The organism is Microtetraspora sp. NBRC 13810 (assembly GCF_030268685.1).
Classification (GTDB): domain Bacteria; phylum Actinomycetota; class Actinomycetes; order Streptosporangiales; family Streptosporangiaceae; genus BSRQ01.
On the sequence record NZ_BSRQ01000012.1, the window covers coordinates 168,781 to 193,234 of the forward strand.

A 24,454-nucleotide genomic window follows, 5' to 3' on the forward strand; every position below is an offset into this window, starting at 1 on the left:
GGGAAAGCGCACATGACAGACGAGAACACGCCGGAGGTCGTCGGGCCGGTGTCCGGCACCCAGGTGCCGCGGTTCGCCGGCAGCCCGACGTTCGCCCGGCTGCCGCGGGTGGACGAGGTGCCGGACTACGCGGTGGCCGTGCTCGGCGCGCCGTTCGACGGCGGCACGTCGTTCCGCCCCGGCGCACGCTTCGGCCCCGCCGCCGTACGGCAGGCGTCCCGCAACCTGCGCCCCGCCTACCACCCCGACCTGGACGTGGCCCCCTACCAGCGGATTCAGGTCGTGGACGCGGGCGACGTCCCGTGCAACCCGTTCTCGATCGACGAGGCGCTGACCCAGATCGACCGGCACGCCGCCGACCTGCTGTCCGACCGGCACCGGCTGATCACCGTCGGCGGCGACCACACGGTCGCGCTGCCGCTGCTCCGCGCCGTCTCCAGGGTGCACGGCCCGGTCGCCCTGGTGCACTTCGACGCCCACCTCGACACCTGGGACACGTACTTCGGCGCCCCCCGCACCCACGGCACCATCTTCCGCCGCGCCTTCGAGGAGGGGCTGCTGATCGAGGACCACTCCATCCACGTCGGCATCCGCGGCCCGCTCTACAGCCGGCAGGACCTGGTGGACGACGCGAGCTTCGGCTTCCAGGTCATCCGGGCCGGCGACCTCGACCTGCTCGGCGTCGAAGGCGTGCTGGACCGCATCCGCCGCAGGGTGGGCGACGCCCCGGTGTATCTCTCGGTCGACATCGACGTCCTCGACCCCGCCTTCGCCCCCGGCACCGGCACCCCGGAGATCGGCGGCTTCACCTCCCGCGAACTCCTCCGCCTCCTCCGCGGCCTGTCCGGCGACTCCCTGGTCGCCGCCGACGTCGTCGAGGTCAGCCCCGCCTACGACCACGCCGAGATAACCTCCCTCGCCGCCGCCACCGTCATCTACGACCTCACCGCCCTGATGGCCAACCCCACCCCGTAGCGCCCCGTCAGGCGGGGCCGGTCTGGACCTGGACGGTGATCGACTGGGCTGGGGTTTCGTAGGAGACGGCGTCGTGGTGGGGTGGGGTGGCGTTGAGGAGGCCGCAGGCGGTGAGGGTGAGGCCGGAGGCCAGGAGGAGTGCCGCGACGGCCGTCTTCTTCGCTTTCACGATGGGGATTCTGCCGCGTGCCGTACGGCGGGCGCTTCGGGGAGGAGCCCGGAGGCGGCCCTGAGAGAACCCGCACGACGGCGGGGGTGGCAGGTCAGGTCAGGTTGTCGGTGAGGGTGTTGAGGCGGGTGAGCATCCGGGCGAGGAGGCGGACGTCCTCCTCCGGCCAGGTGGCGAGCAGCGCGTGGAAGCGCTCCTGACGGGCCGCGCGGGCGTGGCCGAGGCGGTGCCTGCCCTCTTCCGTGAGGTCGAGGAAGTGGGCCCGGCCGTCCAGCGGGTCGGGCTCGCGCCTGATCAGGCCCAGCTCCTCCAGCACCTTCAACTGGCGGCTGATCGTGGCCTTGCCGACCCCGAAGTAGGCGGCCAGGTCGCTGGACCGCGCCGGGGCGATCTCGTCGATGCGCACGATCAGGCTGTAGGCGCCGGGCTCAAGCTCGGGGTGCACCGCCCGGCCCATCTCGGCGGACAGCGCGCGGGAACGCCGGAAGAGGACGCCGAGCTGATGCTCCACCGCGTCGATCGCCGCGGACTCGCCCACGGGCATCGTCGTCGCCTGCGCCTCGGCCATCATTGTTCCTCCCTCCTCCTTGCCGACTGTTTGCCGACTGTCCGGCCCTCATTCCGGTGAACGATCAACCCTGTGGCGGGAGTTCCCCCTGGACCGCCTGGATGTCCAGCTCCACCTTGAGGGTGGCGCCGATGAGCGAGATCCCGGCCGCGACGACCTGGTTGTAGTTCATGGCGTAGTCCTCCCGGCGCAGCTCGGTGACGGCGCGGAAAGCGGCGCGCAGCCCGCCCCACGGGTCCGGGCTGGTGCCCAGGTAGGACAGGTCGAGATCGACCGGCCGGGTGTGGCCGGCCATGGTCAGCTCGCCGTGCAGTTTCCAGCGGTCCGGCCCGGTGGCGGTCAGCCCGGTGCTCCGGAAGGTGATCGCCGGGTGCCGCTCGACGTCCAGGAAGTCGGCCGAGCGCAGGTGGTCGTCCCGCATGCCGTTGCCGGTGTCGATGGACGCGGCGGCGATCTCGGCGACGACGCCGGACGCCTCGGCGGTCGCGGCGACGTCGATCCGGCCGGCGAACTCGGAGAACCGGCCCTGCACGCTGGACAGTCCGAGGTGCTGCGCGGTCGCGGCCACCTTGGAGTGGGCCGGGTCGACGGTCCACACGCCGGGCGGCGGCAGGTCCACGCCGCCCTGCCGGGCCAGCGTGAGCGTGCCCAGCTCGGCGGTGCCGGAGGCGGTGGCGATGGCCGTCGAGGCGACCGGCGTGTAGCCGACCGCGGTGACGACGACGGTGTAGACGCCGGGGGCCAGCGGCGCGGTCCGCACCGCGCCGTCGGCGTCCGCCTCGGCCCTGACGACCTGGTGGCCGGACATGTCGGTCACGGTGACGACCGCGTGCTGCACCGCCCAGCCGTCCTTCGTCCGTACCGTCGCGTGCAGGCCGCGCCGCCCCGAGGGTGCGTTCTCCCGGGCCTGGGGGCTGGTGTACATGGTGGAATCCCGCTTTCGCTCGCTCGCCGGTCTGGTGTTCGTGGCCCGGCCGGGCCGGTCCCTCGTGGGGGGAGGCGGCCCGGCGTGCCCCGGGCTCACTCCGAGTGGCCGAGCCAGAGGTCGTGCCCGTCGTCGCCCTGGCCGTTGAGGGTGAGGGCGTCGGCGACCGGCGGGTAGCCGGTGGCGATGACGGTGTACTGGCCGCTGGTGAGGTCGGCGAAGGCGTACTCGCCGTCCTCGCCGGTGGTCGCCGTGCCGACGACGTTGCCCGCCGCGTCGAGCAGCGTGACCCGGGCGTCGGCGAGCGGGCCGCCCGCGCCCTTGACCCGGACCGTGCCGCGGACCCGGGCGCCGGGCAGCAGTTCGACGTCCCGCGTGGTCTGCCCGGTGCCGACCTCGATCGGCATCGCCACCGGCCGGTACGTGCCGGCGCTGACCGCGAGGGTGTACGTCCCGGCGACGACCCCGGCGAAGCCGTACGTGCCGTCGTCGCCGGTCACGCCGGTGACGACGACCTCGCCGCGGACGTCGGTGACGATGACCATCGCCTGGCCGACCGGCTTGCCGGACGCGTCGCGCACGGTGCCGTTCAGCCGGCCGGAGCCGGTGAGGGTCAGGTCGAAGTCGAGCGGCCGCTCGCCGACGACCAGGGTCGCCACCTGCGGGTCGTGCTCGCCGGCCGAGGCGATCAGCACGTACGTGCCGCTGCCGGGGGTCCACATGTCGTAGAAGCCGTCGGGCTGGGTGACCGTACGGCCGAGCTGGTGGCCCTTGACGTCGATGAGGGTGAGGGTGGCGTGGCCGACCGGGCCGCCGTCGGCGCCGCGGATGAAGCCGCGGATGCCGCCGCCGGCCGCGTGCTGCGGCGCGCTGCCGCCCGCCGAGGCGAAGACGGCGCCGGTGGCGGCGCCCGGCACGGCCATCGGCGTGGTGGCCAGGCCGTTGCGTACGGCGGGGCTGTCGGCGCCCACGGTGACCAGCTCCTGGGTGTCGCGCTGGGCGTGCCTGCCCGGTGCCGAGCCGTTGACGGCGGGGACGGGGGCGTCGGCGGCGACCGCGGGCGGCTGCTCCGCGCCGGTGGAGCCGCGCAGCGGGACCTCCTTGATGAACAGCATGACGATCAGCGCGAGGAGCGCCAGCGGCGAGGCGTACAGGAAGACGTCGCCGACGCCGTGGCCGAACGCCTCCTGGACGACCAGGCGCACCGGGCCGGGGAGGGCGTCGAGCTTGGGGATGGAGCCGTCGCTCGTCGCGCCGCCCTGGATGCCGAGCCCGGCGAGGCCGTCCGCGGTGTACTGCGCGACCCGGTTGGCGAGCACGGCGCCGAGCGCGGCGACGCCGGCGGTGCCGCCGAGAGTGCGGAAGAACACGACGACCGAGCTGGCGGCGCCGAGTTCCTGGGGCTTGACCTGGTTCTGCACGGACAGGACGAGGTTCTGCATGGTCATGCCGACGCCCGCGCCGATGAGGAACATGTAGATCGCGGCGAGCCAGTAGTCGGTGTCGTAGCGCAGCAGGCCGGTGAGCGCGAACCCGGCGGTCATCGCGATGCCGCCGATGATCAGGAAGATCTTCCACCGGCCGGTACGGGTGATGATCTGCCCGACGACGGCGGACGACAGCGCCAGCCCGACGATCATCGGCAGGGTCATGACGCCGGCCATGGTGGGCGTCTCACCGCGGGCGAGCTGGAAGTACTGGCTGAGGAAGGTCGTGACGCCGTACATGCCGACGCCGACGAGGAGGCTGGCCACCACGGCGAGGCTGATGGCCCGGTTGCCGAACAGGCGCAGCGGGACGATGGGCTCGGCGGCCCTCATCTCCACGAACACGAAGATCAGCGCCAGTACGACGGCGCCGCCGACCATGGCGCCGGTCTGCCAGGAGAGCCAGTCGTACTTGCTGCCGGCGAAGGAGACCCAGACGAGGAGCAGCGAGGCGGCGGCGGAGATGAGGAAGGCTCCGCTCCAGTCCACCTTGACCTTGCGCCTGGCCACCGGGAGGCGCAGCGTCTTCTGCAGCACGATCAGCGCGATCACGGCGAACGGCACGCCGACGTAGAAGCACCAGCGCCAGCCGAGCCAGGAGGTGTCCACGATGACGCCGCCGATCAGCGGGCCGGCGACGGTGGCCAGGGCGAAGACGGCGCCGAGGTAGCCGGAGTAGCGGCCGCGTTCCCTGGGGGAGATCATCGCGGCCATGATCACCTGGACGAGGGCGGTGAGGCCGCCGACGCCGAGGCCCTGGACGACCCGGGCGCCGATGAGCATCCCCGGGTTCTGGGCGAGTCCGGCGAACGCCGAGCCGGCGACGTAGATGATCAGGCCGATCTGGACCAGCAGTTTCTTGCTCACCAGGTCGGCGAGCTTGCCCCAGATGGGCGTGGAGATGGTGAGGGCGAGCAGGGTGGCGGTGATGACCCAGGTGTAGGTGGTCTCGCCGGCGTGCAGGTCGGAGATGATCGTGGGCAGCGCGTTCGACACGACGGTCGAGGACAGGATCGCCACGAACAGGCCGAGCAGCAGGCCCGACAGCGCTTCCATGATCTGCCGATGCGTCATCGGCGCGGCCGAGTCCGGTGCTGCCTCCCGCGAATCGGCCGGTACTGCGGTTGTCATCGGTTTCCTTTCACTGTCTGTGCCGTGCGGGAGGGATGCGGAACGCGGGCACGGTGCGCGTCGAAGCTCACGCGGAGCCTCGCGAGGAGCGCCGACAGCTCGGTGATCTCCTCATCGGTCCATTCGCCGAGGGTTTCGGCGAGACGCCGGCGGATGTGGGCGAGCGCGTCCCCGGCCGCGCGGTCGCCGTCCGGGGTCAGCCGTACGTACCAGGAACGGCCGTCGCTGGGATTGGGGATGCGCACGACCATGCCGTGCACCTCCAGGTCGGCCACATGCCTGCTGGCCACGGACTGGTCGACCTCCAGCAGTTCGGCGAGCCGGCCGATGCGCAGCTCGCCGCACCTCCGCAGCGCGACGAGGCACATGAGACCGGCCCGGGAGCCGGTGACCGGGACGTCCTGCCGGAAGGACTTGATCACCGCCTGCATGTCGCTCAGCCGGACGAGGAGTTCCCCGCAGGTGTCGTCCGATGGCATGGGCACCTCCATCTGGTTGCCTTGGGCAAATATATATTATTGCCTCAGGCAACCTTCTGGGGGGTATGGGGTTGTATGTCCAACCCCGCTGTGCTGGTTGCCCGCCGCCACAGGCTGACGACCGAGGAGTCTCCCGAGGAGCCCGCCGTCGAACCGGGCGAAATGTACGTCGAGTGTCCAGAGCGCTCAGACGGACAGTTTTATTTCGCCGACCGGCATCCGGCGGCGAAGCCGCTACCCCGGACCACGCGTGGTACGCGGACCGGCACGGCGCCTCCGGCAGCCTGGCGACGCGTCATCCCCGGTGATCTACTGTTCGCCATGACGGACTACGTGCAGGTATCGACGACCGCCGCGGACCGCGACGCCGCGATGAGCCTCGTCCGCTCAGCGGTCGAAGCGAAGCTCGCCGCGTCCGGCCAGATCTTCGGGCCGGCCGTGCGAGCCTGGAGTCCGCCCGGGATGGGCAGCAGGGCGGGATGGGCGAGATAGTAGTCGGCCAGGGCTGTGGCGAGTTCGTCGACCCGGGGGTCGTCCGGCTCCCACGCGGTGGCACGCCACATACGCTTGATCAAGGAGACGTACCGAGGATCGTCGAGGGCGTGCTCGACCCGGGAGCAATAGTCGTCGAAGCCCTCCGGCACCAATGCCCTGACCAGCACCAGCCCCTCCCGGGCCATCGTCACGTCGTCCGGGGTGAAGCCGAAATCGGCGGCCACTCTGTCCGGGGTCGCGAGAACGCGGTCGGGCACCAGGGCCCGGTCGCCAGTGGCGAGCCGGCGCAGCGTGTCACGCCGCGCGATCAGATCGTCGACCCGATCATCGGCGTACGGGCGATGACCATTGAGCCCCGGCCCGCCCCGCACCCAGAACTGGGGCGACCCGCACGGCTACGCCGGCGAACTCGCCCGCGCGGCAGGCTCGGCATCGACGAGTTCCTGGCGCAGATCCCGGCGAACAAACGCCCTCTCTAAGACCAGGTGGGCTCGCGATGCTGCCTCGTCCGCCGCAGTCGGACCAGCGCGGTGTGCGAGTCGGAGCCGGGGACGGCGCTGTAGGCGACCAGCCGCTGCCCGGGGGTCTTAGGAGCGGCCACCACCACATAGTCCAGGGTGATCCGGCCGACCAGCGGGTGGTGCAGTTCCTTGCGCCCGTCGACCTTGTGACGCAGCTCCCGGGTGTTCCACAACCGGCGGAACTCGGGGCTGAGCTCGCCGAGTTCGGTGACCAGTTCGGTCAGTTCGGCGTCGTCGGGGCGGTGTCCGGTTGCCGCTCGGAGATGGGCCACGGAGTCGGCCGCGATGTCCTCCCAGTCGACGAACAGCTGCCTGGCCTGCGGATCGGTGAACACGTACCGCACGTTGTTGGGGCGGACGGGGCCGTCGATGAGGTGCCCGAACAGTGCGGACGCGGTGTCGTTCCACGCCAGCACGTCGCTGTGCCCGCTGATCACATAGGCGGCGGTGGGCGGGGCGAGCAGTTCGAGCAACCGGCGAGTGCCGTCGGCGAGCTTCCTCGGCTCGGGTTCCGGACGGAGCTGGTCGGTCAACGCGAAGAGGTGCTCGCGCTCGTCGTGGGACAGTCGCAACGCCCTGGCCAGGGCGCCCAGCACGCTCGCCGACGGGTGCGGTGCACGACCCTGCTCAAGGCGGACGTAGTAGCCCGTGCTGACACCGGCCAGCCGGGCGAGCTCCTCCCGGCGCAGCCCGGAGGTACGGCGCACACCTTCCCCCGGCAGCCCCACCTCGTCCGGCGCGAGCAGTGTCCGCCGCGACCGCAGGAACGCCCCCAGCTCGTGCGCCCTCATGCTCTGCCTGGCCAAACCGCCCCCTTGCGCGTTGTTCTTGCTGGTCAGAGTGACCCTGATAGGTGCACCCTCGCCGATTGCCCACCCTTCACGGTACGCACCAATCTGGTCCGGTGAATACCGAACCCACCGCTGATCGCACTGCCCCCGCCGCCGCGACCCCGTCATGGGCGCGGTGGACCCTGTTCGCCGCCTCGTTCGGGTTCCTGATGGTCAGCTTGGACGCCACGATCGTGAACGTCGCGCTGCCCACCCTGGGCCGAGAGCTCGGAGCGGGGCTGACGCACCTGCAGTGGGTGGTGGACGGCTACACGCTCACGTTCGCCGCGTTGCAGCTCATCGGCGGGTCTTTGAGTGACCGAATGGGCGCGCGGCGGGCGTTCGCCGTTGGCCTCGTTCTGTTCGTGCTCAGTTCGCTGATCTGTGGTTTGGCTACCTCTCCGGGGATGCTCATTGCGGCGCGGTTCGCCCAGGGCATCGGCGCGGCTGTGCAGTTGCCGGCGTCGCTGGCGATGGTCCGGCACGCCTACCCGGACGCCGCCGCGCGGACCAGGGCGGTCGGCGTGTGGGCGGCGGTCGGCGGCGCGGCGGTGGCGGCCGGCCCGGTGCTGGGCGGACTGCTCCTCGGCTGGCTGGGGTGGCGGTCGCTGTTCTTGGTGAACCTGGCGATCGGGGTGATCGGTTTGCTGGCGACCGCCCGGTCGCACGCCACGCGGGCCGGCGGGGGGCGTCGTCTCGACCTGCCGGGCCAGGTGGTCGTGGTACTGACCCTGTCCGGGCTGACGTTTGCCTTGATCGAGGGCGGCACGCTGGGCTGGACGACGACGCCGGTAGTCATGGCGCTGGTCGTGGCCGTGGCCGGCGGTGCGTTCTTCGTGTGGTGGCAACGGCGGGCGCCGGAGCCGATGCTGCCGATGCGGCTCTTTACCCACCCGGCGTTCTCCTCCGCGGGCGTGGCCGGCTTCGTCCAGAACTTCGCCTACTACGGCATCGTCTTCCTGCTCAGTTTGTTGCTCCAGAACGAGCGAGGTGACTCGGCGCTGGCCACCGGCCTGATCTTCCTGCCTATGAGCATCGCCGCGATGGCCGCCAACCTGCTCGGCGGCCGGCTGACCGGATGGATCGGGCCCCGGCTGCCGATGATGGGCGGCCAACTCCTGTTCGCCCTCGGCCTGCTGGGGCTGCTGGCCGCCGGGCCCACCGCGCCGAACTGGGCGATCTGGCTGGCCACGGTGCCCGTCGGCATCGGCGGAGGACTCGCGGTCCCTGCCATGACCAGCGCGGTGCTGGAGACGGTCGAGCCCGAGTACGCCGGGGTTGCCTCCGCGGGACTGAACACGGCCCGGCAGATCGGCGGAGCGGTCGGTGTCGCCCTGTTCGGCACCTTGGTCGCCGCAGACTTCTACCCCGGGCTGCGGCTGTCACTGGCGATCGCGGCGGCCGCGCTGATCTGCAGCTCGTCGGTGACCGCCCGCTGGGTCCGGGTCGGCCGCACTTGAGGCGGCGGCCGGCGGACAGCTTGAGCTGCATCCATTCGGCACGCGCGGCCGCCAACGCGCCCGCCGCGGCGCGGGTCCGCGGCGGCATCGTCGAGGGGTTCCCCAGTATTGAGCAGGGCGTAGTACAAGGGGGCGGAGATGGGCCTCCCAGTACTAGGCGATGGCGGATGCCCGCGGCGAGGGGTGGGGGCTGCGCCGGATCGGCAAGCACGCCAGGGTCTCCCATGAGCAGGTCCGCCGGATGCTCGTGCCGCCCGAGGCGCAGCCCACCACGCCGGGGTGAAGCGGGTGCGGCCCAGAAGGGGTTACTGGCCGGGCGGGGGCGTGCGCAGCGGGCGCAAGGCGCCGTCCTGGATGATCTCCGGCAGAGCGAAGTTGTAGCGGCCCAGGACGTTCTTATCTGGACAATCGAGCGATGTCGGCGGCTATCTCCTTTCCTTCGGCGCGGATTTCGTCCAGCGCGCGAGCCGTGTAGACGGTATTCCAGGATGCAGACGTTGGTGATGAACCCCAGCGTCCCTAGTTGATCTCCCTGGCCTTCTGTGTATTTGCTGACCACCCCACCCCGCTGCCCGCAGGCAGTTCTACGCCATCGCCTTGTGGCCGACGTCCGAGCCGGTGACTCTGTGGGCTCGTACCGCCGAGGACCTCGCCGCGCAGATGCGGGCGATGACCCCGGTGGTCCCGCGTCCGCGCGTTCTCCAGGACGCGCGATGAGCGGCCCGTCGGTGACGCCGGTCTCTCATCTCAACCGTCTCGCCGACGTGCTCGGCAGCCTCTCGCTGGACACCCCGTGGAAGATGGCGACGAGCCGAAACTGATCGTGACCAACCCGCGCGCACCCCAGTTGAGCGAGTCCATCACCGTGGCCATAGACGCCGGCGGCAAGTGGCAGTACTGGTGGTCGTGGGGCGACCCCATCGCCCCGGTAGGCAACCGGCACATGGTCGCCGTAAGTATCAAGTACGTCCTTACCTCCACAAGGGCCCTCCAATGACCCCGGACGAGGAGGCGCTGCACCTGAACGCCCTCAACCAGACCTTCCCCGCCTGGCGGTTCACCGTACTCGACGACAGCTGGTGGGCCACCAAAGTGGACCCGCCCACCGACAAGGAAAAGGCTGAAGGGATCCACGCGCAGATCCGCCGCGACCATCCGCACGCCCTCGTCTCGGCCCTCGCCCAGCAGCAGGGCATCCTGTCCGCCCGGCGTGGCGTCTTCGTCTGAGGACGGAAAGTTTCCGGTGTGCACGGAGCAGCCGCAAAGATCCCCGCGCCCGGATGGCGGGGCACAGTAGGGCATCGCCGGTCCCGGGACAAGGATCGGTTGGAGGACCAACGGTTTCCTGGCTGAACGGTAACGTCCTGGGGCATGCAACGTATGACCGGCATGTTGGTCGGCGCCGTTTTCGGGGCGGTGTTCGTGATGGTCAATTCGTCCGCCCCGTTGAGCCTGGTGATCGGGATCCTGTTCCGCGTGCTCGCGGTCCTCGCCCTCGCCGGTGTCGCCGCCATGTGGTACCACGCGGGCAGGCGGCTCGGTCATGCCGGTGCGGAGCTGGTCGCCGCCGCCCTCGGTGCCGGGAGGAGGTTCGGCGGGGGTTATGTCGTGGTCGTCGCGGGGGAGGCCATCGCGTTGTTCGGCGGGCTCGCCGCCCTGAGTGCCGTGCGGGCGCCCGAGCAGGTCGACGTCGCCTGGGTGGCGCTCGTGGCCGGCGTGCACTTCGTCGCGCTCGGGCCGATCTGGAAGCAGGTCGGGGTCATCGTGCCGGGTGCGATCCTCACCGTGCTCGCCCTCGCCGGGTTCGTCATGTCGGTGACGCCGGCCATCGACTGGGTGCCCTTCGTCAGCGGCACGCTGTCCGGGATGACGCTGCTGGCCGGCTGTGTCACCTACGCCTGGCTCGGCTTCTCCTCGATCGCCGCCCCCGCGCCGGCCGCCGTACAGGATCACGAGGCGCAGGCGCCGGCCGCCCCGGTTCACGAGGCGCACGCGCCGGCCGCCCCGGTTCGGGAGGCGTAGGCGGCGGGTTCAGGAGGCGTAGGCGGCGGCCGACGTGCGTAGTGCGGTGATCCAGGCGGTCACCGCGGGGTGGTCGCGTCTGCCGCGCCGGTAGGCGAGGCGGGTACGGCGGCGCGTCGGCAGCGCGGTGAGGACCACGTTGGGCGGCGGGTCCACCGCGCCGAGCCGGGGCACCAGTGCGACCCCCTGACCCGCGGCGACCAGCGCGAGCACCGCGGCGAAGTCGTCGGCCCGGTGCCGGACGCGCGGCGTGAAACCGGCGGCCTGGCAGGCCCGCACGGTCATCAGGTGGCACAACGTGTCCGGGCTGCCGACGATCCACGACGTCTCCCGGTGGCCGCCGATCGGGCCGGTCAGCGGGTCCACCGCCGCCCCGGGCGTCCCCGCGGAGGAGGCGAGGTAGATCGTCTCCTCGATCAGGGGCTCGGTGTCCAGCGCCGGGTCCGGCTCGATCGGGACGTAGTCGTAGTCGTGCACGAGGGCGACGTCGAGCGTCCCGTCGCGCAGGGCGGCGGGCGCGGCGGCCGGGTCCAGCTCGGTGACCATCAGCTCCAGGCCGGGGTGGTCGCGGCCGAGGGCGACCAGCGCGGGCGGCAGGATCGTGCGCACGGCGGAGGGGAAGGCGCCGATGCGCAGCGGCCCGGCCAGGCCGCTCCGGGTGGCGGCGAGCGCGGCGGAGGCCCGTTCCAGCACGGCCAGCACGGTTTCGGCGTGCTCGGCGAGCAGTGTCCCCGCGGGGGTGAGGACCACCCGCCTGCCGCTGCGCTCCAGCAGCCGCACGCCGGTCTCCCGTTCCAGCGCGGCGAGTTGCTGGGAGACGGCGGACGGCGTGTAGGCGAGGGCGTCGGCGACCGCGGCGATGGTGCCGCGGTGCGCGAGTTCGCGGAGCAGGCGCAGCTTGCGCACGTCGAGCATCAGTTCAGCTTACGTGTCACGTCAGAAATGTGAACTGGACCTGCACAGGCCGGCCGTACCAGCCTGGACCCATGGACTTCTCGCCCACCGGACTGTACGTCCCGCTCGTCACCCCGTTCGCCGCCGACGGGTCGGTCGCGGCCGGCGCCCTGGAAGCCCTCGCCCACCGGGTGCTCGACGGCGGCGCGGCGGGGGTGGTGGCCCTGGGCACGACCGCCGAGCCCGCCGCGCTCGACCCGGACGAGCGGCGTCTCGTCCTGGACGTCTGCGCCCGGGTGTGCCGGGAACGCTCGGCCACACTGATCGCCGGAGCCGGCTCGAACGACACCCGGAGCTCCCTGGCCGCCCTGGAGGAACTCGGGAAGCGGCCGGAGGTGGCGGCGGCGCTGGTCGTCGTGCCGTACTTCACCCGTCCCTCGGAGGAGGGGGTGCTCGCGCACTTCACCGCACTGGCAGACGGGAGCCCGGTGCCGTTGATCGTCTACAACATCCCCTACCGCACCGGCCGTACCCTGGGCCTGGACGCCCTGCGCCGGCTCGGCGCGCACCCCCGGGTGGCCGGGACCAAGCACGCCGTCGGCGGCGTCGACGAGGACACCGTGCGGCTGCTGGCCGACCCGCCGCCCGGGTTCGCGGTGCTCGCCGGGGACGACCTCTTCGCCGCGCCGCTCCTCGCGCTCGGCGCGCCGGGCGCGATCCTCGCCTCCGCCCACCTGCGCACCGACCGGTTCGCCGAGATGGTCGCCGCCTGGCGGACGGGCGACCTCGGCCGCGCCCGCGCCCTCGGGCACCGGCTGGCCCCGCTGTCCGCGACGCTGTTCGCCGAGCCCAACCCGGCTGTCGTCAAGGCGGTCCTGCACGCCGAGGGCGCGATCCCCACCCCGATGGTACGGCTGCCGCTGCTCCCGGCCACCCCGGCGGCGACCCGGGCGGCCCTACGGCTCAGCCACCCGGACTGACCCCTAACCCTCCTCCGCCCCGGCCGCCATCCCGCGCGGCATCAGCAGGAAGACCTTGGGCGAGAGCCGGTCCATGTCCCCGCCCCGCCCGCACACCAGCCCGGCCGCGAAGTCGACGAACTGCCTGGCCTCGGCGTCCGGCAGCCCGGTGAGGTCCATCACCACCGGGACGCCGGTGCGGAAGAAGTGACCGACGTACAGCGCTTCGCTGTAGTCCCGGGGGCACAGAGTCTTGATCACCGACTCAGTCTCCCTTGCCTGCCACGCCCGTCAAGTGCGGCCCGCCAGAAGATCGAAAAGGGCGGCACCATGGCGGCACGGAATCCGGGCAGCGGAGGGTCGTCATGGGCGGGCGGGAAGGCGTTCCGGGCGGGGCCGAGGAGCGGGCGGTGACGGAGGCGGTCCGGGCGGGCGACGAGACGACGTTCGCCGGGCCGGCCGAGCGGTACCGGCACGAGCTGCGGGTGCACTGCTACCGGATGCTCGGGTCGTTCGCCGACGCCGAGGACGTGGTGCAGGAGACGCTGCTGCGGGCGGACGCCCGGCAGACGATGCCGCCGGTCCCCGCGCTGTTCGACGGGCGCGCGGCGATCCTCGCGATGTGGGCGCCGGTGCTGTCCGGCCCGGACGCGTGGGGCGAGTGGCGCGCCCTGCCCACCGCCGCGAACCGGCAGCCCGCGCCCGCCCGTCACACGAACGGCAGACGAACCGAGCGAAGGCGGGAACGGTCATGACGCACCACGAGGACGCCGAACTGAAGAGGCTGGACCGGCTGACCGGCACCTGGAAGGTCGCCGGCGGCGCCGCCGGGCAGGTCACCTACCGCTGGCTGGAGGGCGGGTTCTTCCTCGTCCAGGACATCGACCTCGAACAGGACGGCCGGTCGATCAAGGGCATCGAGGTCATCGGCGGGGAGCGGGTGTTCGGCGCCGCCGAGCCGAGCGCGGACCTCACATCCCGCTTCTACGGCAGCGAGGGCAGCACCTTCGGCTACGTCTACGAGATCGAGGGCGACACCCTCACCGTCTGGGGCGGGGAGAAGGGCTCCCCGGCTTGTTACCGGGGCGTCTTCGACGCGGACGGCACCACCGTGACCGGCGCCTGGGTCCATCCGGGAGGGGGCGGCCCCCCCTCCACGATGACCCGGATCGGCTGAAACCCCCTGGCGCGGGTCAGGGGGAGGCAGGGGTGGGGGAAGGGGCTTCCCCCATGTCGGCGTGGGCGGCGGAGCCGGACCATCGACATATGGACACGACGCTCACCCGGCTCTCCTACACGGCCGGACCCGCTCTCCTGATGGCCTACGGGATCATCCGGCTGCTCGACGGCCTCGACGGTACCCGCGGTCCGGGCCTGGCCTGGACGGCGGGGCACGTCGCCTTCCTGATCGGCGCGCTGCTGCTGGGAGCAGCGTGCGTGGGGCTGCGCCGGCTGGCGGGACCCCGCGCGGGGCTGCGCGGGATCGCCGCGGACCTCGGCCTGGCGGCCGGCCTGCTGGGCGCGCTGGCCACCGCCGTCCAGGCCGCCGTGGACGTCTACGCCGGTCTCGCCGCCGCCGACCGGGCCGGCATGGGCGAGATCTTCGACCAGGTGCAGAGCTACCCGGGTGTGATGCTCGCGGTCTACACGGTCGGGCCGGCGCTGCTCTTCGCCGGGCCGATCGTGCTCGGCGGCGTGCTCGCCGCCGGGTCGCCGCGCCTGCTGCCGGTGTGGAGCCCGGTCATGATGGTGGTCGGCACCGTGCTGGCGGCCACCGACCTGGACCGGCTGCCGCTGGGCGCGGCGTGCTTCTGGCTGGCCTTCGTGCCCGCGGCGGCGGCCTACCGGCCGAGCCGGGCGGCGATCCCGTCGAGCAGGTAGTCCAGGCCGTGCGCGAACGTGGCGTCCCAGTCCTCGCCGCTGAGGTGGCCGTGCTCGGCGAGGCTGGGATAGCGGTCGCGGTGCGCGCGCAGGTGCTCGTCGGCGGCCCGCCGGGCCGCCGTCTCGTCGTGTCCGCGCCAGGCGGCCTGCATCATCGCCGACCCGATGACGTAGTGCGACAGGCCGTAGGTGGCGGCGGTGAGGTGCGCGCCGGTGAGACCGGCCCGGACCAGCACCGCGTGCAGGAACTCGGTGCGGGCCAGCGCGTTGGGGCCCATGAGCGGGCGGCCGAGCAGAGCCCCGGTCCACGGGTGGCGGAGCATCGCCGCGTGCCACTCGCCCATCAGCGCCCGCGCGTCGGCCCGCCAGTCGCCGGACGGCTCACCCGGTAGCCGCGCCTCGCCGAACACCGCGTCGAGCGCCAGGTCGAGCACGTCGTCCTTGGTCTCGACGTGCCAGTAGAGGGTGGTGGACCCGGTCCCCAGGCGCTCGGCCAGCCGCCGCATGGTCAGCCTGGCCAGGCCCTCCTCGTCGAGCAGCGCGACCGCCTCGGCGACGATGCGCTCCCTGCTCATCGGCGGATCCTCCCGCCGTGCCCGCGCCTGTCTGAACCACACGCTCTCGCCCATGCCGCCAAGTCTAGTACGTTGGACGAGTACCGGATCGTTGGTCCGGTAGCCGGATCGGCGTTCGAGTGGAGGCGGCCGTGGGACATGTGGACGTGCGCGGGCTCACCTATGTGCTGCCGGACGGGCGGCTGCTCCTCAACGACGTGTCGTTCCGGGTGGGCGACGGCGTCAAGGCCGCCCTCGTCGGGCCCAACGGCGCGGGCAAGACCACGCTGCTCCGGCTGATCGCCGGCGACCTGCGCCCGGCGGAGGGCACGGTGTCCGGGTCGGGCGGGCTGGGGGTGATGCGGCAGTTCGTGGCCGGCGACCGGACGGTGGGGGAGCTGCTCATGGCGGTCGCGCCCGGCCGGGTCCGCGCGGCGGCGAGCGCGCTGGCCCGCGCGGAGGCCGGGCTGGGGGCGGACGAGGCGAGCCAGCTCGGCTACGCGCAGGCGATCACCGACTACACCGACGCGGGCGGCTACGACCTGGAGGTGGTGTGGGACGCGTGCGCCACCGAGGCGCTCGGCCTGCCGTACGACGCCGTGCGGGAGCGGAGGGCGGGCACGCTGTCCGGAGGCGAGCAGAAGCGGCTGATGCTGGAGGCGCTGCTGCGCGGCCCGGACGAGGTGCTGCTGCTGGACGAGCCGGACAACTACCTGGACGTGCCGGGCAAGGAGTGGCTGGCGGAGCGGCTGCGCGCCACCGCCAAGACCGTCCTGCTCGTCTCGCACGACCGGCGGCTGCTCGCCGACGCCGCCGACCGGATCGTCACCGTCGAGGACCGCGGCGTGTGGGTGCACGGCGGCGGCTTCGCCACCTACGCCCAGGGCCGGCGCGACCGTACGGCCCGCCTCGACGAGCTGCGCCGCCGCTGGGACGAGGAACACGCCCGGCTGAGACGGCTCGTGCACACCCTGCGGCAGCGGGCCGCGGGCAACGACGCCGTCTCCTCGGCGTACGCGGCGGCCCGGACCAGGCTGGCCAGGTTCGAGGAGGCCGGCCCGCCGCCGGAGGCGCCCAGGGAGCAGAACGTCCGGATGCGGCTGCGCGGCGGGCGCACCGGCAAGCGGGCCCTGATCTGCGCGGGGCTGGAGCTGACCGGCCTGACCCGCCCGTTCGACCTGGAGGTCTGGTACGGCGAGCGGGTCGCGGTCCTCGGTCCCAACGGCTCGGGCAAGTCCCGCTTCCTCCAACTCCTCGCCGAGCCGCCCGCCCCCGCTTCCCCCGGCCCCGCCGTACCGCACCGCGGGACGGCCAGGCTCGGCGCCCGCGTCGTCCCCGGCCGGTTCGTCCAGACGCACACCCGCCCCGACCTGCACGGCCGGACGCCCGCCGACATCGTGACCGCCGGGCACGCGCTCACCCTCAACGACGCGATGCGCGCGCTGGCCCGCTACGAGCTGGCCCCCGCCGGACGGCAGCCCTTCGAGACGCTGTCCGGCGGGCAGCAGGCCAGGTTGCAGATCCTGCTGCTGGAACTCTCCGGCTGCACCCTGCTGCTGCTCGACGAGCCCACCGACAACCTCGACCTGGCCAGTGCCCAGGCCCTCCAGGACGGCCTGGAGGGCTTCGAGGGCACCGTCCTGGCGGTCACCCACGACCGCTGGTTCGCCGCCGACTTCGACCGCTTCCTCTACTTCGGCGCCGACGGCCACATCCGGGAGACCCCCGAACCGCTGTGGCGCGCGGGCTGAACCCGGCGAGGACGAGGCCGAGCGGCTACGGACGCCAGGCCGGGTCTCTGCCCAGGAAGGCGGCGAGGCGGTCGGCGGGGGTGGCGGTGGCGGGTACCTCGTGTTCGGGGGCGAACGAGCCGCCCGGGGTGCGCGGGACGTCGCCGTAGATCTCGCGGACCGAGGGCAGGATCGCCTCGGCCACGTCGGGGGCGAGATCCGTGGGGCGGCCGATCGCCCTGGCGAGGTCCCAGCCGTGCACCAGCATCTCGATCACGACCTGCTCGACCAGCCGCCAGCCCGGCGCCGGGCCGTACTCCCGGTCGAGCATGCCGGGCTCGCGGAAGACGGCCATCGTCGCCTCCGCCGCCGAGCGGAACGCCGCCACGTGGTCGTCGCCGAGATGGTCGTCGGTGAAGACGTCGGTGCGCGGGGCCCCCGCGGCCAGGCCGGTCCACATCAGGTTCTCCCACACCAGGTGGTTGAGCAGGGTGCGCACGTCCCAGCCGGCACACGGGGTGGGATCGGCCATCATGTCCGGCGTGACCGCGGTCATCAGGGCCTCCACCTCGGCCAGCACCCGGGCGCAGGAGTCCGGCAGCCGGGCCTGCTCGTCGCCGGCCCGCTCGCGGAGCATCTCGGCCACCCGGGCGGTGCGCATCCCCGGCTCCGGGTTGGCGCGCAGCGCGGTGATCAGCCACCGCCCCTCCGCCGCGAGGCTCGGCGGCACCGGCATCCCGTTGATCACACAGGTGAGCTGCCAGTACCGCTCCACCCGGGTGTCGGCGGCCATCTCCAGCTGTTCCAGCAGCAGCCGCCTGGCCTCCGCGCCGTCGCCGCCGGGCCGCCCGGCGTCCGGCTGGGTGGGCAGCCAGGCGGCGACGACATCCGCCACCACCTGGTCGGCGGTCGCCGAGTCCGCGGCGATCCCCTCGGTCATCGCGGCGGCGACCTTCGCCGTCCACAGGTCGGTGACCTCGCGCACCGAGCCGACGTCCTTCTCGTCGTGCGGGCCGGGGGCGTGCTCGTCGGCGTACTCCGCCATCCGCCGCATGGCCGCGCGCAGGCCCGGGTCGCGTACCAGCTCGTGCAGCTCGATCCAGGCGTCGAGCTGCTCCCGGGTGGGCTCATCGGGCAGGTCGGGGGTGGCCGCGAGCAACTGGTCGCGGTAGGTCGGGACGTTCAGGCCGTCCACCGTCTCGTCGACCAGCTCGTGGATGATCGCTTTGCGTTCGGCGGCGGACAGTCGTGCCAGTCTCGTCATCAGGGAAAGCTCCTCGGTGGTGGACCCGCGGGCGGAGATCGCCCGCAGCACCGCCTGCCGCGTCCGCAGCAGGCGGATCTGCCCCTCCAGGGCATCGGCATGGATCGCCGCCACCTCCGCCAGGCCGCGCCCGCGATCGACGACGTCCCGGATCGCGGTCATGCCCAGCCCGAGCTCCCGCAACGTACGGGCCAGCTCAAGCCGGGCCACGGCCTCGGGCTCGTAGAGCCGGTAACCGGCTTCGGTACGGCCGGCCGGCGGCACCACGCCGATGTCGGACCAGTGCCGGATCAGCTTCACCGACAACCCGGTCCTCCTGGCCAGCTCGCCGATGCTCAACAGCGCGGTGTCGTCGCCATGCACGCGACCAAGCTTCCGGTCTCCCACAGTGGGAGAGTCAACCCGGGCGGGCCGCCCGGCGCGACGGCCGCCGCGGTGCGAAGGCTCCTTCGCGGCGCGGTAGAGCTGAGAGAGGACATGCCGGGACCGGCTTCGAAGCCCGGAAGGCGGCAGTCCGGTCAGGGCACCGGGTCGATCTCGACGTGCGGGTCGTACCGGGCGATCTCGTCACCCCGGTCGGTCAGGATCGGCCAGCCGGTGCTCCGGGCGCACCAGATCACGTGCGCGGCCGTGACGTCCCTGGACCCGTCGAGGATCTCCCCGATGACGCTCACCTTGCCGGCCGTGAAGTCGTCCACCCTGACGCCCTCCGTGGTGGCCAGTTGGTCCAGCTCCACCTGGGTGTCCAGCGGCGCGATGGAGAAGACCTCGGCGAGCGCGGTCGAGGGGATGACGATGCCGCCCCCGCGCAGCAGGCAGAGCGTGGTGACGCTGCGGGAGTAGGAGGTCTTCCCGACCGCGATGTCGACCAGCGCGCTCACGTCGAGCACGCGCCCCGGAATCATGGCCGGCTCCTCCGCCGGGTCGGAACGCCCACCTGCTCCCACTCCAGGTCGGAGATGCGGTCCACGCCGAGCGTCTCCGCGGCGTGGTCGAGGTCTTCGCGGTTGAGGTTCCACCGCAGGATCAGCGCGATCACCTGGGACCTGTTGCCGATCTCCCGCTGCACGGCGGTCCGGACGACGTCGCCCAGCCGCACCCCTTCGGCACGGGCCTTCCGGATCAGCGCCTCGTACTCGGCCTCGTCCAGGCTGACGGTGATCTGGGTGCCGGAACGCGACCCCTGCCCGCGGCCCACCTCGGCCAGCCGCTGGAACAACGGCACCGGAGCCGGCTCGGACGCGGGACCGTCGTGGTCGCGGTCGTCCGGCCGCCCGTCGCCATTCGTGTTCGGCAGGGGATGAGCCACGTTCCGACGGTAGACCGGGAAACGCGCACGCGATAGCCGTTTGCTGGATCTGGGATGGTCGTCCCGCGGAGGCATAGCGGCGCGGGGCCTGTGACGTCTCCAGGCGGTAACCGCAGTGTGGAGGTGATCGTGGACGCCGCAGACGAGCGACGGTTCCGCGAGTTCGTGTCGGCGCGCTCGCCGGCTTTGATGCGCCTGGCCTATCTGCTGACCGGTGGCGACCAGCACGCGGCGGAGGACCTCCTGCAGACCGCGCTGGCCCAGACGGCGGCGAGATGGCGGACGGTGGAGTCCGCCGAGGCGTACGTCAGGCAGGTGATGTACCGCCAGCAGATCTCCTGGTGGCGGCTCGCCAGGCGGAGGTACGAGACGGCCGTGGCCCAGCCTCCCGACCAGGCGGGACCGGACGAGAGTCAGCGGACCGACCTGAAGATCGTGGTCCGCCGCGCGCTGCGGAAGCTCACGCCCAGGCAGCGTGCCGTACTCGTGCTCAGATATTTCGAAGACCTGCCGGAGGCGGAGGTGGCGGCCGTGCTGGGGTGCTCGGTCGGCACCGTGCGCAGCACCGCCCACCGCTCACTCGCCCGGCTTCGCACCGTGGCGCCGGAACTGGAAGCGCTGCGCGAGCCCGGCACGATCTTCGGGAAGGCGACGGCGTGAGCATCGACAGATTGCTGGAGGAGACGATGCGCGACTGGGCGGACGAGGCCAGGGTCCCGCCCGACCTGGCCGCCAGGGCGCTCAGGCGGCGCCGGTGGCGGCGGACCCGGGGGGCGGTGCTCGCGGGGGCGATCGCGATCCTGGTGATCTCCGTGCTGCCCAGGTACGTCGTGCCGCCGCTGCTCGGGAAGGACCCCGGCCGCGCGGCGACCGTGACGACGGAGGAGAGCGGCGAGCCGACGCAGCAGCCGTCCCGGCCGCCCGCGCTCGCGGAGCCGATCACCGACCCGGAGTCCTCACCGCCGAAGAAGCTGATCGCGGCCGGGGACGTCGCCGTCTACGCCTACAACGTCTGGGACTACGTCAAGATCTCCGACGAGCGCCAGGTCAGCAGGCTCACCTGGTACCTCTACGACGACGGGACGCGGACCTACGAGAAGACCCCGTGGGCACAGCTCGACGTGGCTCCCGGCGGGGAGCGGGTGGCGGTGCTGGAGAAGTTCCCGGCACGCCGGGTCGGGGTGCTGCGACGGTCCACCGGCCAGGTCGACTGGCTCGACCTGGACCACCAGGTGGCGTCCGTCGCCTGGTCGCCGGACGGCTCCCGGCTGCTTCTCACCGCCTACCGGTCCGACCCCGACGAGCAGGCCATCCCGGTGAACGGCACCGTGATGATGCTGCCCGGGACGCGTACCGGCTACCTGATCGCCGAGCCCGGCAGTCCCGTCGCCCCCCGCTTCGTTTCGCTGCCGGCGGATTCCGAGCAGATAGGCACCCGGGCCGACCTCGTCTGGAGCCACGACGGCACGCTCGTGTGGGCACCCGTGGCCGAAGCCCCGGGAAAGAAGTACTTCGACCTTGAGGGCCGCCCGTCCGCCGCCCCGCCGCACGAGGCGGACACCTACCAGCACGCCGGCCTCTCCCCGGACGGCCGCCTCCTGGCGGTGGACGGCACCGGCGGGATCGTCACCGGCGTGAAGGACGTCGCCACCGGCCGGATCACGTCCCTGGCGCCGGTCGCCGGCCAGTGGATCGAACAACTCGAAGCCTGGGCCGGCCCCGACCTCCTGATCGCCTGGGCCTGCGAACTGGAAGGCACCGACGGCTGCGCCGTCAGCGAGTTCCGCAACCGCCTGGTCCTCATCACCACCGACGGCACAACCCTCACCCCCCTAACCGGCTACCGCCCCAACAGCCAAGCCCCAGGCTCCTGGACCCCCCTCATCACCCCCCGCTAACCCACCCCACCCACCTCACCCACGCACCCCACCCACCCCCACGCCGACACACCCCGCCCCGGCCCCTCCTCCCCGGGGCGGCTATTCACGCCAGCCCCCGAGAGCCCAACGACGGGCACCGCCGTACCCCGTCTCGCCGACGCGGCGCCTCGGGGATTACCTCGGGTGAGGTGACGCACTCCACGCAGGGGCGCCCCACGCAGGGGCGCCCCACGCAGGTGCGCCCCACACAGGTGCACCCCACGCAGGTGCACCCCACGCAGATGCGCCTCGCGCAGATGCGCCCCGCGTAGGAGAAGTCCTGGACCAGGCGGCTCCGCACTCCGCCGCCCTCGCGCCGCCGTCCTGTTCAACGCCCGCTACATGGACGCCGCCCTGGCCAAGTTGCGCGTCCAGGGCTTCACCGTGCGCGTTGGAGACGTTGCCCGCCTTTCGCCCTTCGTCCACCCCCACGTGAGCGCTACTCGTTCTCCCTGCCCGGGGGTTATGCGACCCTTGGGTGAGTCGGCCGACACCCCTCCTGACCAGGGTGACGGCGGTGGAGGTACCGGGGCTCCACCAGTGGCCCCACGCCCAGCCAGAACGGTGTCTCGGCGGCGGCGGCACTCCTCCCGATCATCGGCCGGCGACCGTCGGCGCCCAGTGGACGGTCTCCGGCGCGACGTCCTCCAACGACTGGCCGCGGCGGTGGTGCTCATGGTCTTCAGCCGAGCCTGGCGGGCGGTCGGTGGCGTCCCGTGAACTCGTTTCGCCGCTCGTGTGAAAGAGGGGCGACACTGCTTCCTTGAAAAGGCCCAACCACATGCCGCTCAGTACGACCCTGTCTGACGCCGCCCTGATCGAACGGTCGTGGCGAGATCCCGAGGATTTCGCCTTGCTGTTCGACAGGCACGCAGGACACATCCACCGCTATGTGGCCCGCAGGCTCGGCGACGACACGGCCGACGACGTCGTCTCCGAGACGTTCCTCGCCGCGTTCAGGCAGCGCCGCGACTACGACATCGCGCGTCCGGAGGCCCTCCCCTGGTTGTACGGCTTCGCGACCAACTTCATCCGCCGGCATCAGCGCGCCGAGGTACACCGCTATAAGGCGTACTCGAAAGTGGGCGTGCTTCCGGACGCCGTCGACGCCGCGGAACAGGCTGTTGAGCGGGCGAGCGCGCATGCCGTACGCCGCCCTCTCGCCCAGGCGCTCGCCTCGCTGAAGGCCCGCGACCGTGACGTCCTCCTGCTCGTGGCCTGGGCCGACCTCACCTACGAGGGGGTCGCCGACGCCCTGTCGATCCCGATCGGAACAGTTCGTTCCCGCCTCAACCGCGCGCGGGCCGTGGTCCGCGACGCCCTCGGCAGCACCGACCCCATGACGGAGATCTCATGAACGACCTGACCGAACTCCGCGACCTGTTCGCCGAGAAGGCGCACCCCACGGCGGACCGTCTCGCCTCCGCCCGTACCGCGCTCCTGGCCGAAGCCCGCGCGAAGCGGCGGCCCCGGGCGGCCGGCCTGCGGCGTCTGGTGCTGGCAGGCGGCCTGGTCGCGGCGATGACCACAGGGGTGATCGTCGTTCAGACGTTCAACTCTGCCGCGCCCGCGAGCGGCGCCGAGGTCCTGAGGCTCGCGGCCGAGGCCGCGAGCGCCGCCCCGTGGCCGGAACCCCGCGACGACCAGTACCTCCACTACGAGCGGATCGCGGAGTCGCGCAGCGAGAACGGGGTTCCCAACGTCGTTCCGCGCCACATCACGGGCGAGGTCTGGGAGTCCGTCGACGGCTCCCGCCCAGAACTGTGGTGGCACAAGCCGGCGAAGTCCATCCCCCGGGGCAACGAGTCCAAGGAACTCCTGCCCCGGTGTCCCAGCGGACCTGGCTCCGGGCGCCTCGCCTACGCCGACCTCCGTGGATGGCCGACCGACCAGGAGCAGCTCCGGCGCAAACTTGCCGAACGCGGTAACCAGTCGCTGCTCAACAAGGATGTCGCGACCCAGATCTGGGGCGGCGTCGTAGGCGTCCTCGGCAGTCCGGTCCCGCCCAAGCAGCAGGCGGCCATCTTCGAGATCGCCGCGACCCTGCCGGGCATCGAGATAGAAGAGCTCAAGGACGCCACCGGCAAATCGGGCATCGCCGTGACCCGGGTGGACAACCGAGGCCCCGGGGGCGCCATCTCCCGCGAATCCCTCATCTTCGACAAGACCTCCTACGTCCTCCTGGGCGGCCAGGAACTCGTGCCGGGGCGAGGTCGTGAACTCTGGTCCATAACCCGTCCGCAGATCACCGACGTACTCCCGGCCTGGTCCAAGTCCCTGAAGCCGACGGAGTGCGTCTGAGCCCGCGCTCACCGGACGGCGGGCCGACGGGGACGAGGGATAAGGCTTGCGCCCCTCGTGGAGGAGGGGCGCAAGCCGTACGGTCGGTTGGGGGGATCAGGACGGTCTCTTGGAGGCGTCCTCGCCCTGGTGGTCGGTGTCGACCTTGTCGGAGACCGTTTCACCGGTTCGCTCGGACTTGGCGCCGGCCCACTGTGAAGCGTCGACGGCGCTGTCCTTCATGGTGTCCGTCCACTGCTGGGCGTTCTTGCGATACATCATGTAACCTGCGGCACCCACCATCAGCCCGCTCAGGAAGACCAGCATCGGCCACCTGCGGCGTTTGACGGGTGCGGGATCGACCTTCTTGGCGGCTTCGCTGAGCATCATGCTGACCCTCGGCGCGAGTTGGTCCTCCACCGTGTGGGCCGCCCGGTCCAGCCTGGGAGCCGCCCAGGTTCTGGCGTCGACGATCCTGGTCGCCGCCACGTCGCGGGCGTTGTCGGCCATGGGGCCGACCCGCTCGGCGGCGCGCGCCAGTTGGACCTTCATCTGGTTCAGCCGCGTGCGAGGAATAACGACCTCGACGCGGCGCCTTCTAT

Annotated in this window: 30 protein-coding genes; 15 read left to right on the top strand and 15 right to left on the bottom strand. The window is 72.2% G+C overall.

Going from position 1 to position 24,454, the window contains the following annotated elements:
* The first annotated feature begins 12 nt into the window (after positions 1–12).
* Positions 13–975 (top strand): agmatinase, encoded by a 963-nt coding sequence (gene speB / locus QSK26_RS24025; protein ID WP_285777495.1) that lies wholly within the window; start codon positions 13–15, stop codon positions 973–975.
* A gap of 7 nt (positions 976–982) precedes the next feature.
* Here speB and QSK26_RS24030 read toward each other — a convergent pair whose 3' ends face one another.
* The 7 genes from QSK26_RS24030 to QSK26_RS24060 all read right to left on the bottom strand — a co-directional run bounded on the left by QSK26_RS24030 (position 983) and on the right by QSK26_RS24060 (position 7,556).
* Positions 983–1,144: a hypothetical protein gene (locus QSK26_RS24030; protein WP_285777496.1), complete on the bottom strand. Its 162-nt coding sequence runs from the start codon at positions 1,142–1,144 to the stop codon at positions 983–985.
* 94 nt (positions 1,145–1,238) lie between these two features.
* Positions 1,239–1,715, bottom strand: a complete 477-nt coding sequence (locus QSK26_RS24035) for a MarR family winged helix-turn-helix transcriptional regulator (RefSeq protein ID WP_285777497.1) — start codon at positions 1,713–1,715, stop codon at positions 1,239–1,241.
* A gap of 61 nt (positions 1,716–1,776) precedes the next feature.
* Positions 1,777–2,637: a YceI family protein gene (locus QSK26_RS24040; RefSeq protein WP_285777498.1), complete on the bottom strand. Its 861-nt coding sequence runs from the start codon at positions 2,635–2,637 to the stop codon at positions 1,777–1,779.
* Between the two features lie 95 nt (positions 2,638–2,732).
* The gene (locus QSK26_RS24045; RefSeq protein ID WP_285777499.1) at positions 2,733–5,255 is read right to left on the bottom strand and encodes an MFS transporter; all 2,523 of its coding nucleotides are present in this window, start codon (positions 5,253–5,255) and stop codon (positions 2,733–2,735) included.
* Complete coding sequence (locus tag QSK26_RS24050; RefSeq protein ID WP_285777500.1) at positions 5,252–5,734, bottom strand: MarR family winged helix-turn-helix transcriptional regulator; 483 nt, start codon at positions 5,732–5,734, stop codon at positions 5,252–5,254. Before QSK26_RS24050 ends, QSK26_RS24045 begins: the two co-directional genes overlap by 4 nt.
* A gap of 329 nt (positions 5,735–6,063) precedes the next feature.
* Positions 6,064–6,600 (bottom strand): hypothetical protein, encoded by a 537-nt coding sequence (locus tag QSK26_RS24055; RefSeq protein WP_285777501.1) that lies wholly within the window; start codon positions 6,598–6,600, stop codon positions 6,064–6,066.
* 104 nt (positions 6,601–6,704) lie between these two features.
* Positions 6,705–7,556, bottom strand: coding sequence for a helix-turn-helix transcriptional regulator (locus QSK26_RS24060; RefSeq protein WP_285777502.1), 852 nt, complete (start codon positions 7,554–7,556; stop codon positions 6,705–6,707).
* Between the two features lie 98 nt (positions 7,557–7,654).
* Here QSK26_RS24060 and QSK26_RS24065 point away from each other — a divergent pair, with 98 nt between their 5' ends.
* The 5 genes from QSK26_RS24065 (at position 7,655) to QSK26_RS24085 (ending at position 11,062) form a co-directional block, all read left to right on the top strand.
* Positions 7,655–9,040, top strand: a complete 1,386-nt coding sequence (locus tag QSK26_RS24065; RefSeq protein ID WP_285777503.1) for an MFS transporter — start codon at positions 7,655–7,657, stop codon at positions 9,038–9,040.
* 160 nt (positions 9,041–9,200) lie between these two features.
* Entirely contained in the window at positions 9,201–9,323 is a 123-nt protein-coding gene (locus QSK26_RS24070; RefSeq protein WP_285777504.1) for a hypothetical protein, read from the top strand.
* Positions 9,324–9,833: 510 nt separating this feature from the next.
* Positions 9,834–10,037, top strand: coding sequence for a hypothetical protein (locus QSK26_RS24075; protein WP_285777505.1), 204 nt, complete (start codon positions 9,834–9,836; stop codon positions 10,035–10,037).
* Entirely contained in the window at positions 10,034–10,267 is a 234-nt protein-coding gene (locus QSK26_RS24080; protein WP_285777506.1) for a hypothetical protein, read from the top strand. The genes QSK26_RS24075 and QSK26_RS24080 overlap by 4 nt, the downstream gene beginning before the upstream one ends.
* Before the next feature lie 153 nt (positions 10,268–10,420).
* Complete coding sequence (locus tag QSK26_RS24085; protein ID WP_285777507.1) at positions 10,421–11,062, top strand: hypothetical protein; 642 nt, start codon at positions 10,421–10,423, stop codon at positions 11,060–11,062.
* Between the two features lie 9 nt (positions 11,063–11,071).
* Here QSK26_RS24085 and QSK26_RS24090 read toward each other — a convergent pair whose 3' ends face one another.
* Entirely contained in the window at positions 11,072–11,977 is a 906-nt protein-coding gene (locus QSK26_RS24090; RefSeq protein ID WP_285777508.1) for a LysR family transcriptional regulator, read from the bottom strand.
* A 71-nt stretch (positions 11,978–12,048) separates the two neighbouring features.
* On the opposite strand from QSK26_RS24090, the gene dapA reads away from it, so the two are divergent.
* Positions 12,049–12,936 (top strand): 4-hydroxy-tetrahydrodipicolinate synthase, encoded by an 888-nt coding sequence (gene dapA / locus QSK26_RS24095; RefSeq protein WP_285777509.1) that lies wholly within the window; start codon positions 12,049–12,051, stop codon positions 12,934–12,936.
* A gap of 3 nt (positions 12,937–12,939) precedes the next feature.
* On the opposite strand, the gene QSK26_RS24100 is transcribed toward dapA, so the two are convergent.
* Positions 12,940–13,176, bottom strand: coding sequence for a cell division protein SepF (locus tag QSK26_RS24100; RefSeq protein ID WP_285777510.1), 237 nt, complete (start codon positions 13,174–13,176; stop codon positions 12,940–12,942).
* A 149-nt stretch (positions 13,177–13,325) separates the two neighbouring features.
* Between QSK26_RS24100 and QSK26_RS42130 the strand changes: the two genes are divergently transcribed.
* The 3 genes from QSK26_RS42130 (at position 13,326) to QSK26_RS24115 (ending at position 14,796) form a co-directional block, all read left to right on the top strand.
* Positions 13,326–13,670, top strand: a complete 345-nt coding sequence (locus QSK26_RS42130) for a sigma factor (protein ID WP_502888740.1) — start codon at positions 13,326–13,328, stop codon at positions 13,668–13,670.
* Positions 13,667–14,092 (top strand): hypothetical protein, encoded by a 426-nt coding sequence (locus QSK26_RS24110; protein ID WP_285777511.1) that lies wholly within the window; start codon positions 13,667–13,669, stop codon positions 14,090–14,092. The genes QSK26_RS42130 and QSK26_RS24110 overlap by 4 nt, the downstream gene beginning before the upstream one ends.
* 89 nt (positions 14,093–14,181) lie before the next feature.
* Entirely contained in the window at positions 14,182–14,796 is a 615-nt protein-coding gene (locus QSK26_RS24115) for a hypothetical protein (protein ID WP_285777512.1), read from the top strand.
* Here the strand turns inward: QSK26_RS24115 and QSK26_RS24120 are convergent.
* Positions 14,757–15,425 carry a TetR/AcrR family transcriptional regulator gene (locus QSK26_RS24120; RefSeq protein WP_285777513.1) on the bottom strand — a complete coding sequence of 223 codons (669 nt, stop codon included), beginning with the start codon at positions 15,423–15,425 and terminating at the stop codon, positions 14,757–14,759. The genes QSK26_RS24115 and QSK26_RS24120 overlap by 40 nt on opposite strands.
* A gap of 77 nt (positions 15,426–15,502) precedes the next feature.
* Between QSK26_RS24120 and QSK26_RS24125 the strand changes: the two genes are divergently transcribed.
* A complete protein-coding gene (locus QSK26_RS24125) occupies positions 15,503–17,101 on the top strand; it encodes an ATP-binding cassette domain-containing protein (protein ID WP_285777514.1) in 1,599 nt (532 codons plus the stop codon).
* A 25-nt stretch (positions 17,102–17,126) separates the two neighbouring features.
* On the opposite strand, the gene QSK26_RS24130 is transcribed toward QSK26_RS24125, so the two are convergent.
* The 3 genes from QSK26_RS24130 to QSK26_RS24140 form a co-directional block, all read right to left on the bottom strand.
* The gene (locus tag QSK26_RS24130; RefSeq protein WP_285777515.1) at positions 17,127–18,707 is read right to left on the bottom strand and encodes a TIGR03086 family metal-binding protein; all 1,581 of its coding nucleotides are present in this window, start codon (positions 18,705–18,707) and stop codon (positions 17,127–17,129) included.
* A gap of 155 nt (positions 18,708–18,862) precedes the next feature.
* Positions 18,863–19,249, bottom strand: a complete 387-nt coding sequence (locus tag QSK26_RS24135) for a hypothetical protein (RefSeq protein WP_285777516.1) — start codon at positions 19,247–19,249, stop codon at positions 18,863–18,865.
* On the bottom strand, positions 19,246–19,653 hold the full coding sequence (locus QSK26_RS24140) for a hypothetical protein (protein WP_285777517.1): 408 nt from the start codon (positions 19,651–19,653) through the stop codon (positions 19,246–19,248). The genes QSK26_RS24135 and QSK26_RS24140 overlap by 4 nt, the downstream gene beginning before the upstream one ends.
* Before the next feature lie 129 nt (positions 19,654–19,782).
* Between QSK26_RS24140 and QSK26_RS24145 the strand changes: the two genes are divergently transcribed.
* Positions 19,783–20,313, top strand: coding sequence for a SigE family RNA polymerase sigma factor (locus QSK26_RS24145; protein WP_285777518.1), 531 nt, complete (start codon positions 19,783–19,785; stop codon positions 20,311–20,313).
* Positions 20,310–21,551 carry a hypothetical protein gene (locus QSK26_RS24150; protein ID WP_285777519.1) on the top strand — a complete coding sequence of 414 codons (1,242 nt, stop codon included), beginning with the start codon at positions 20,310–20,312 and terminating at the stop codon, positions 21,549–21,551. The genes QSK26_RS24145 and QSK26_RS24150 overlap by 4 nt, the downstream gene beginning before the upstream one ends.
* On the opposite strand, the gene QSK26_RS24155 is transcribed toward QSK26_RS24150, so the two are convergent.
* On the bottom strand, positions 21,548–21,904 hold the full coding sequence (locus tag QSK26_RS24155) for a pentapeptide repeat-containing protein (RefSeq protein WP_285777520.1): 357 nt from the start codon (positions 21,902–21,904) through the stop codon (positions 21,548–21,550). The genes QSK26_RS24150 and QSK26_RS24155 overlap by 4 nt on opposite strands.
* Positions 21,905–22,353: 449 nt before the next feature.
* Between QSK26_RS24155 and QSK26_RS24160 the strand changes: the two genes are divergently transcribed.
* Both QSK26_RS24160 and QSK26_RS24165 read left to right on the top strand, forming a co-directional pair.
* A complete protein-coding gene (locus QSK26_RS24160; protein WP_285777521.1) occupies positions 22,354–22,929 on the top strand; it encodes an RNA polymerase sigma factor in 576 nt (191 codons plus the stop codon).
* Positions 22,926–23,873 carry a CU044_5270 family protein gene (locus QSK26_RS24165; protein WP_285777522.1) on the top strand — a complete coding sequence of 316 codons (948 nt, stop codon included), beginning with the start codon at positions 22,926–22,928 and terminating at the stop codon, positions 23,871–23,873. Before QSK26_RS24160 ends, QSK26_RS24165 begins: the two co-directional genes overlap by 4 nt.
* 96 nt (positions 23,874–23,969) lie before the next feature.
* Here the strand turns inward: QSK26_RS24165 and QSK26_RS24170 are convergent, their stop codons facing one another.
* On the bottom strand, positions 23,970–24,404 hold the full coding sequence (locus QSK26_RS24170; protein ID WP_285777523.1) for a hypothetical protein: 435 nt from the start codon (positions 24,402–24,404) through the stop codon (positions 23,970–23,972).
* Positions 24,405–24,454: the final 50 nt, after the last annotated feature.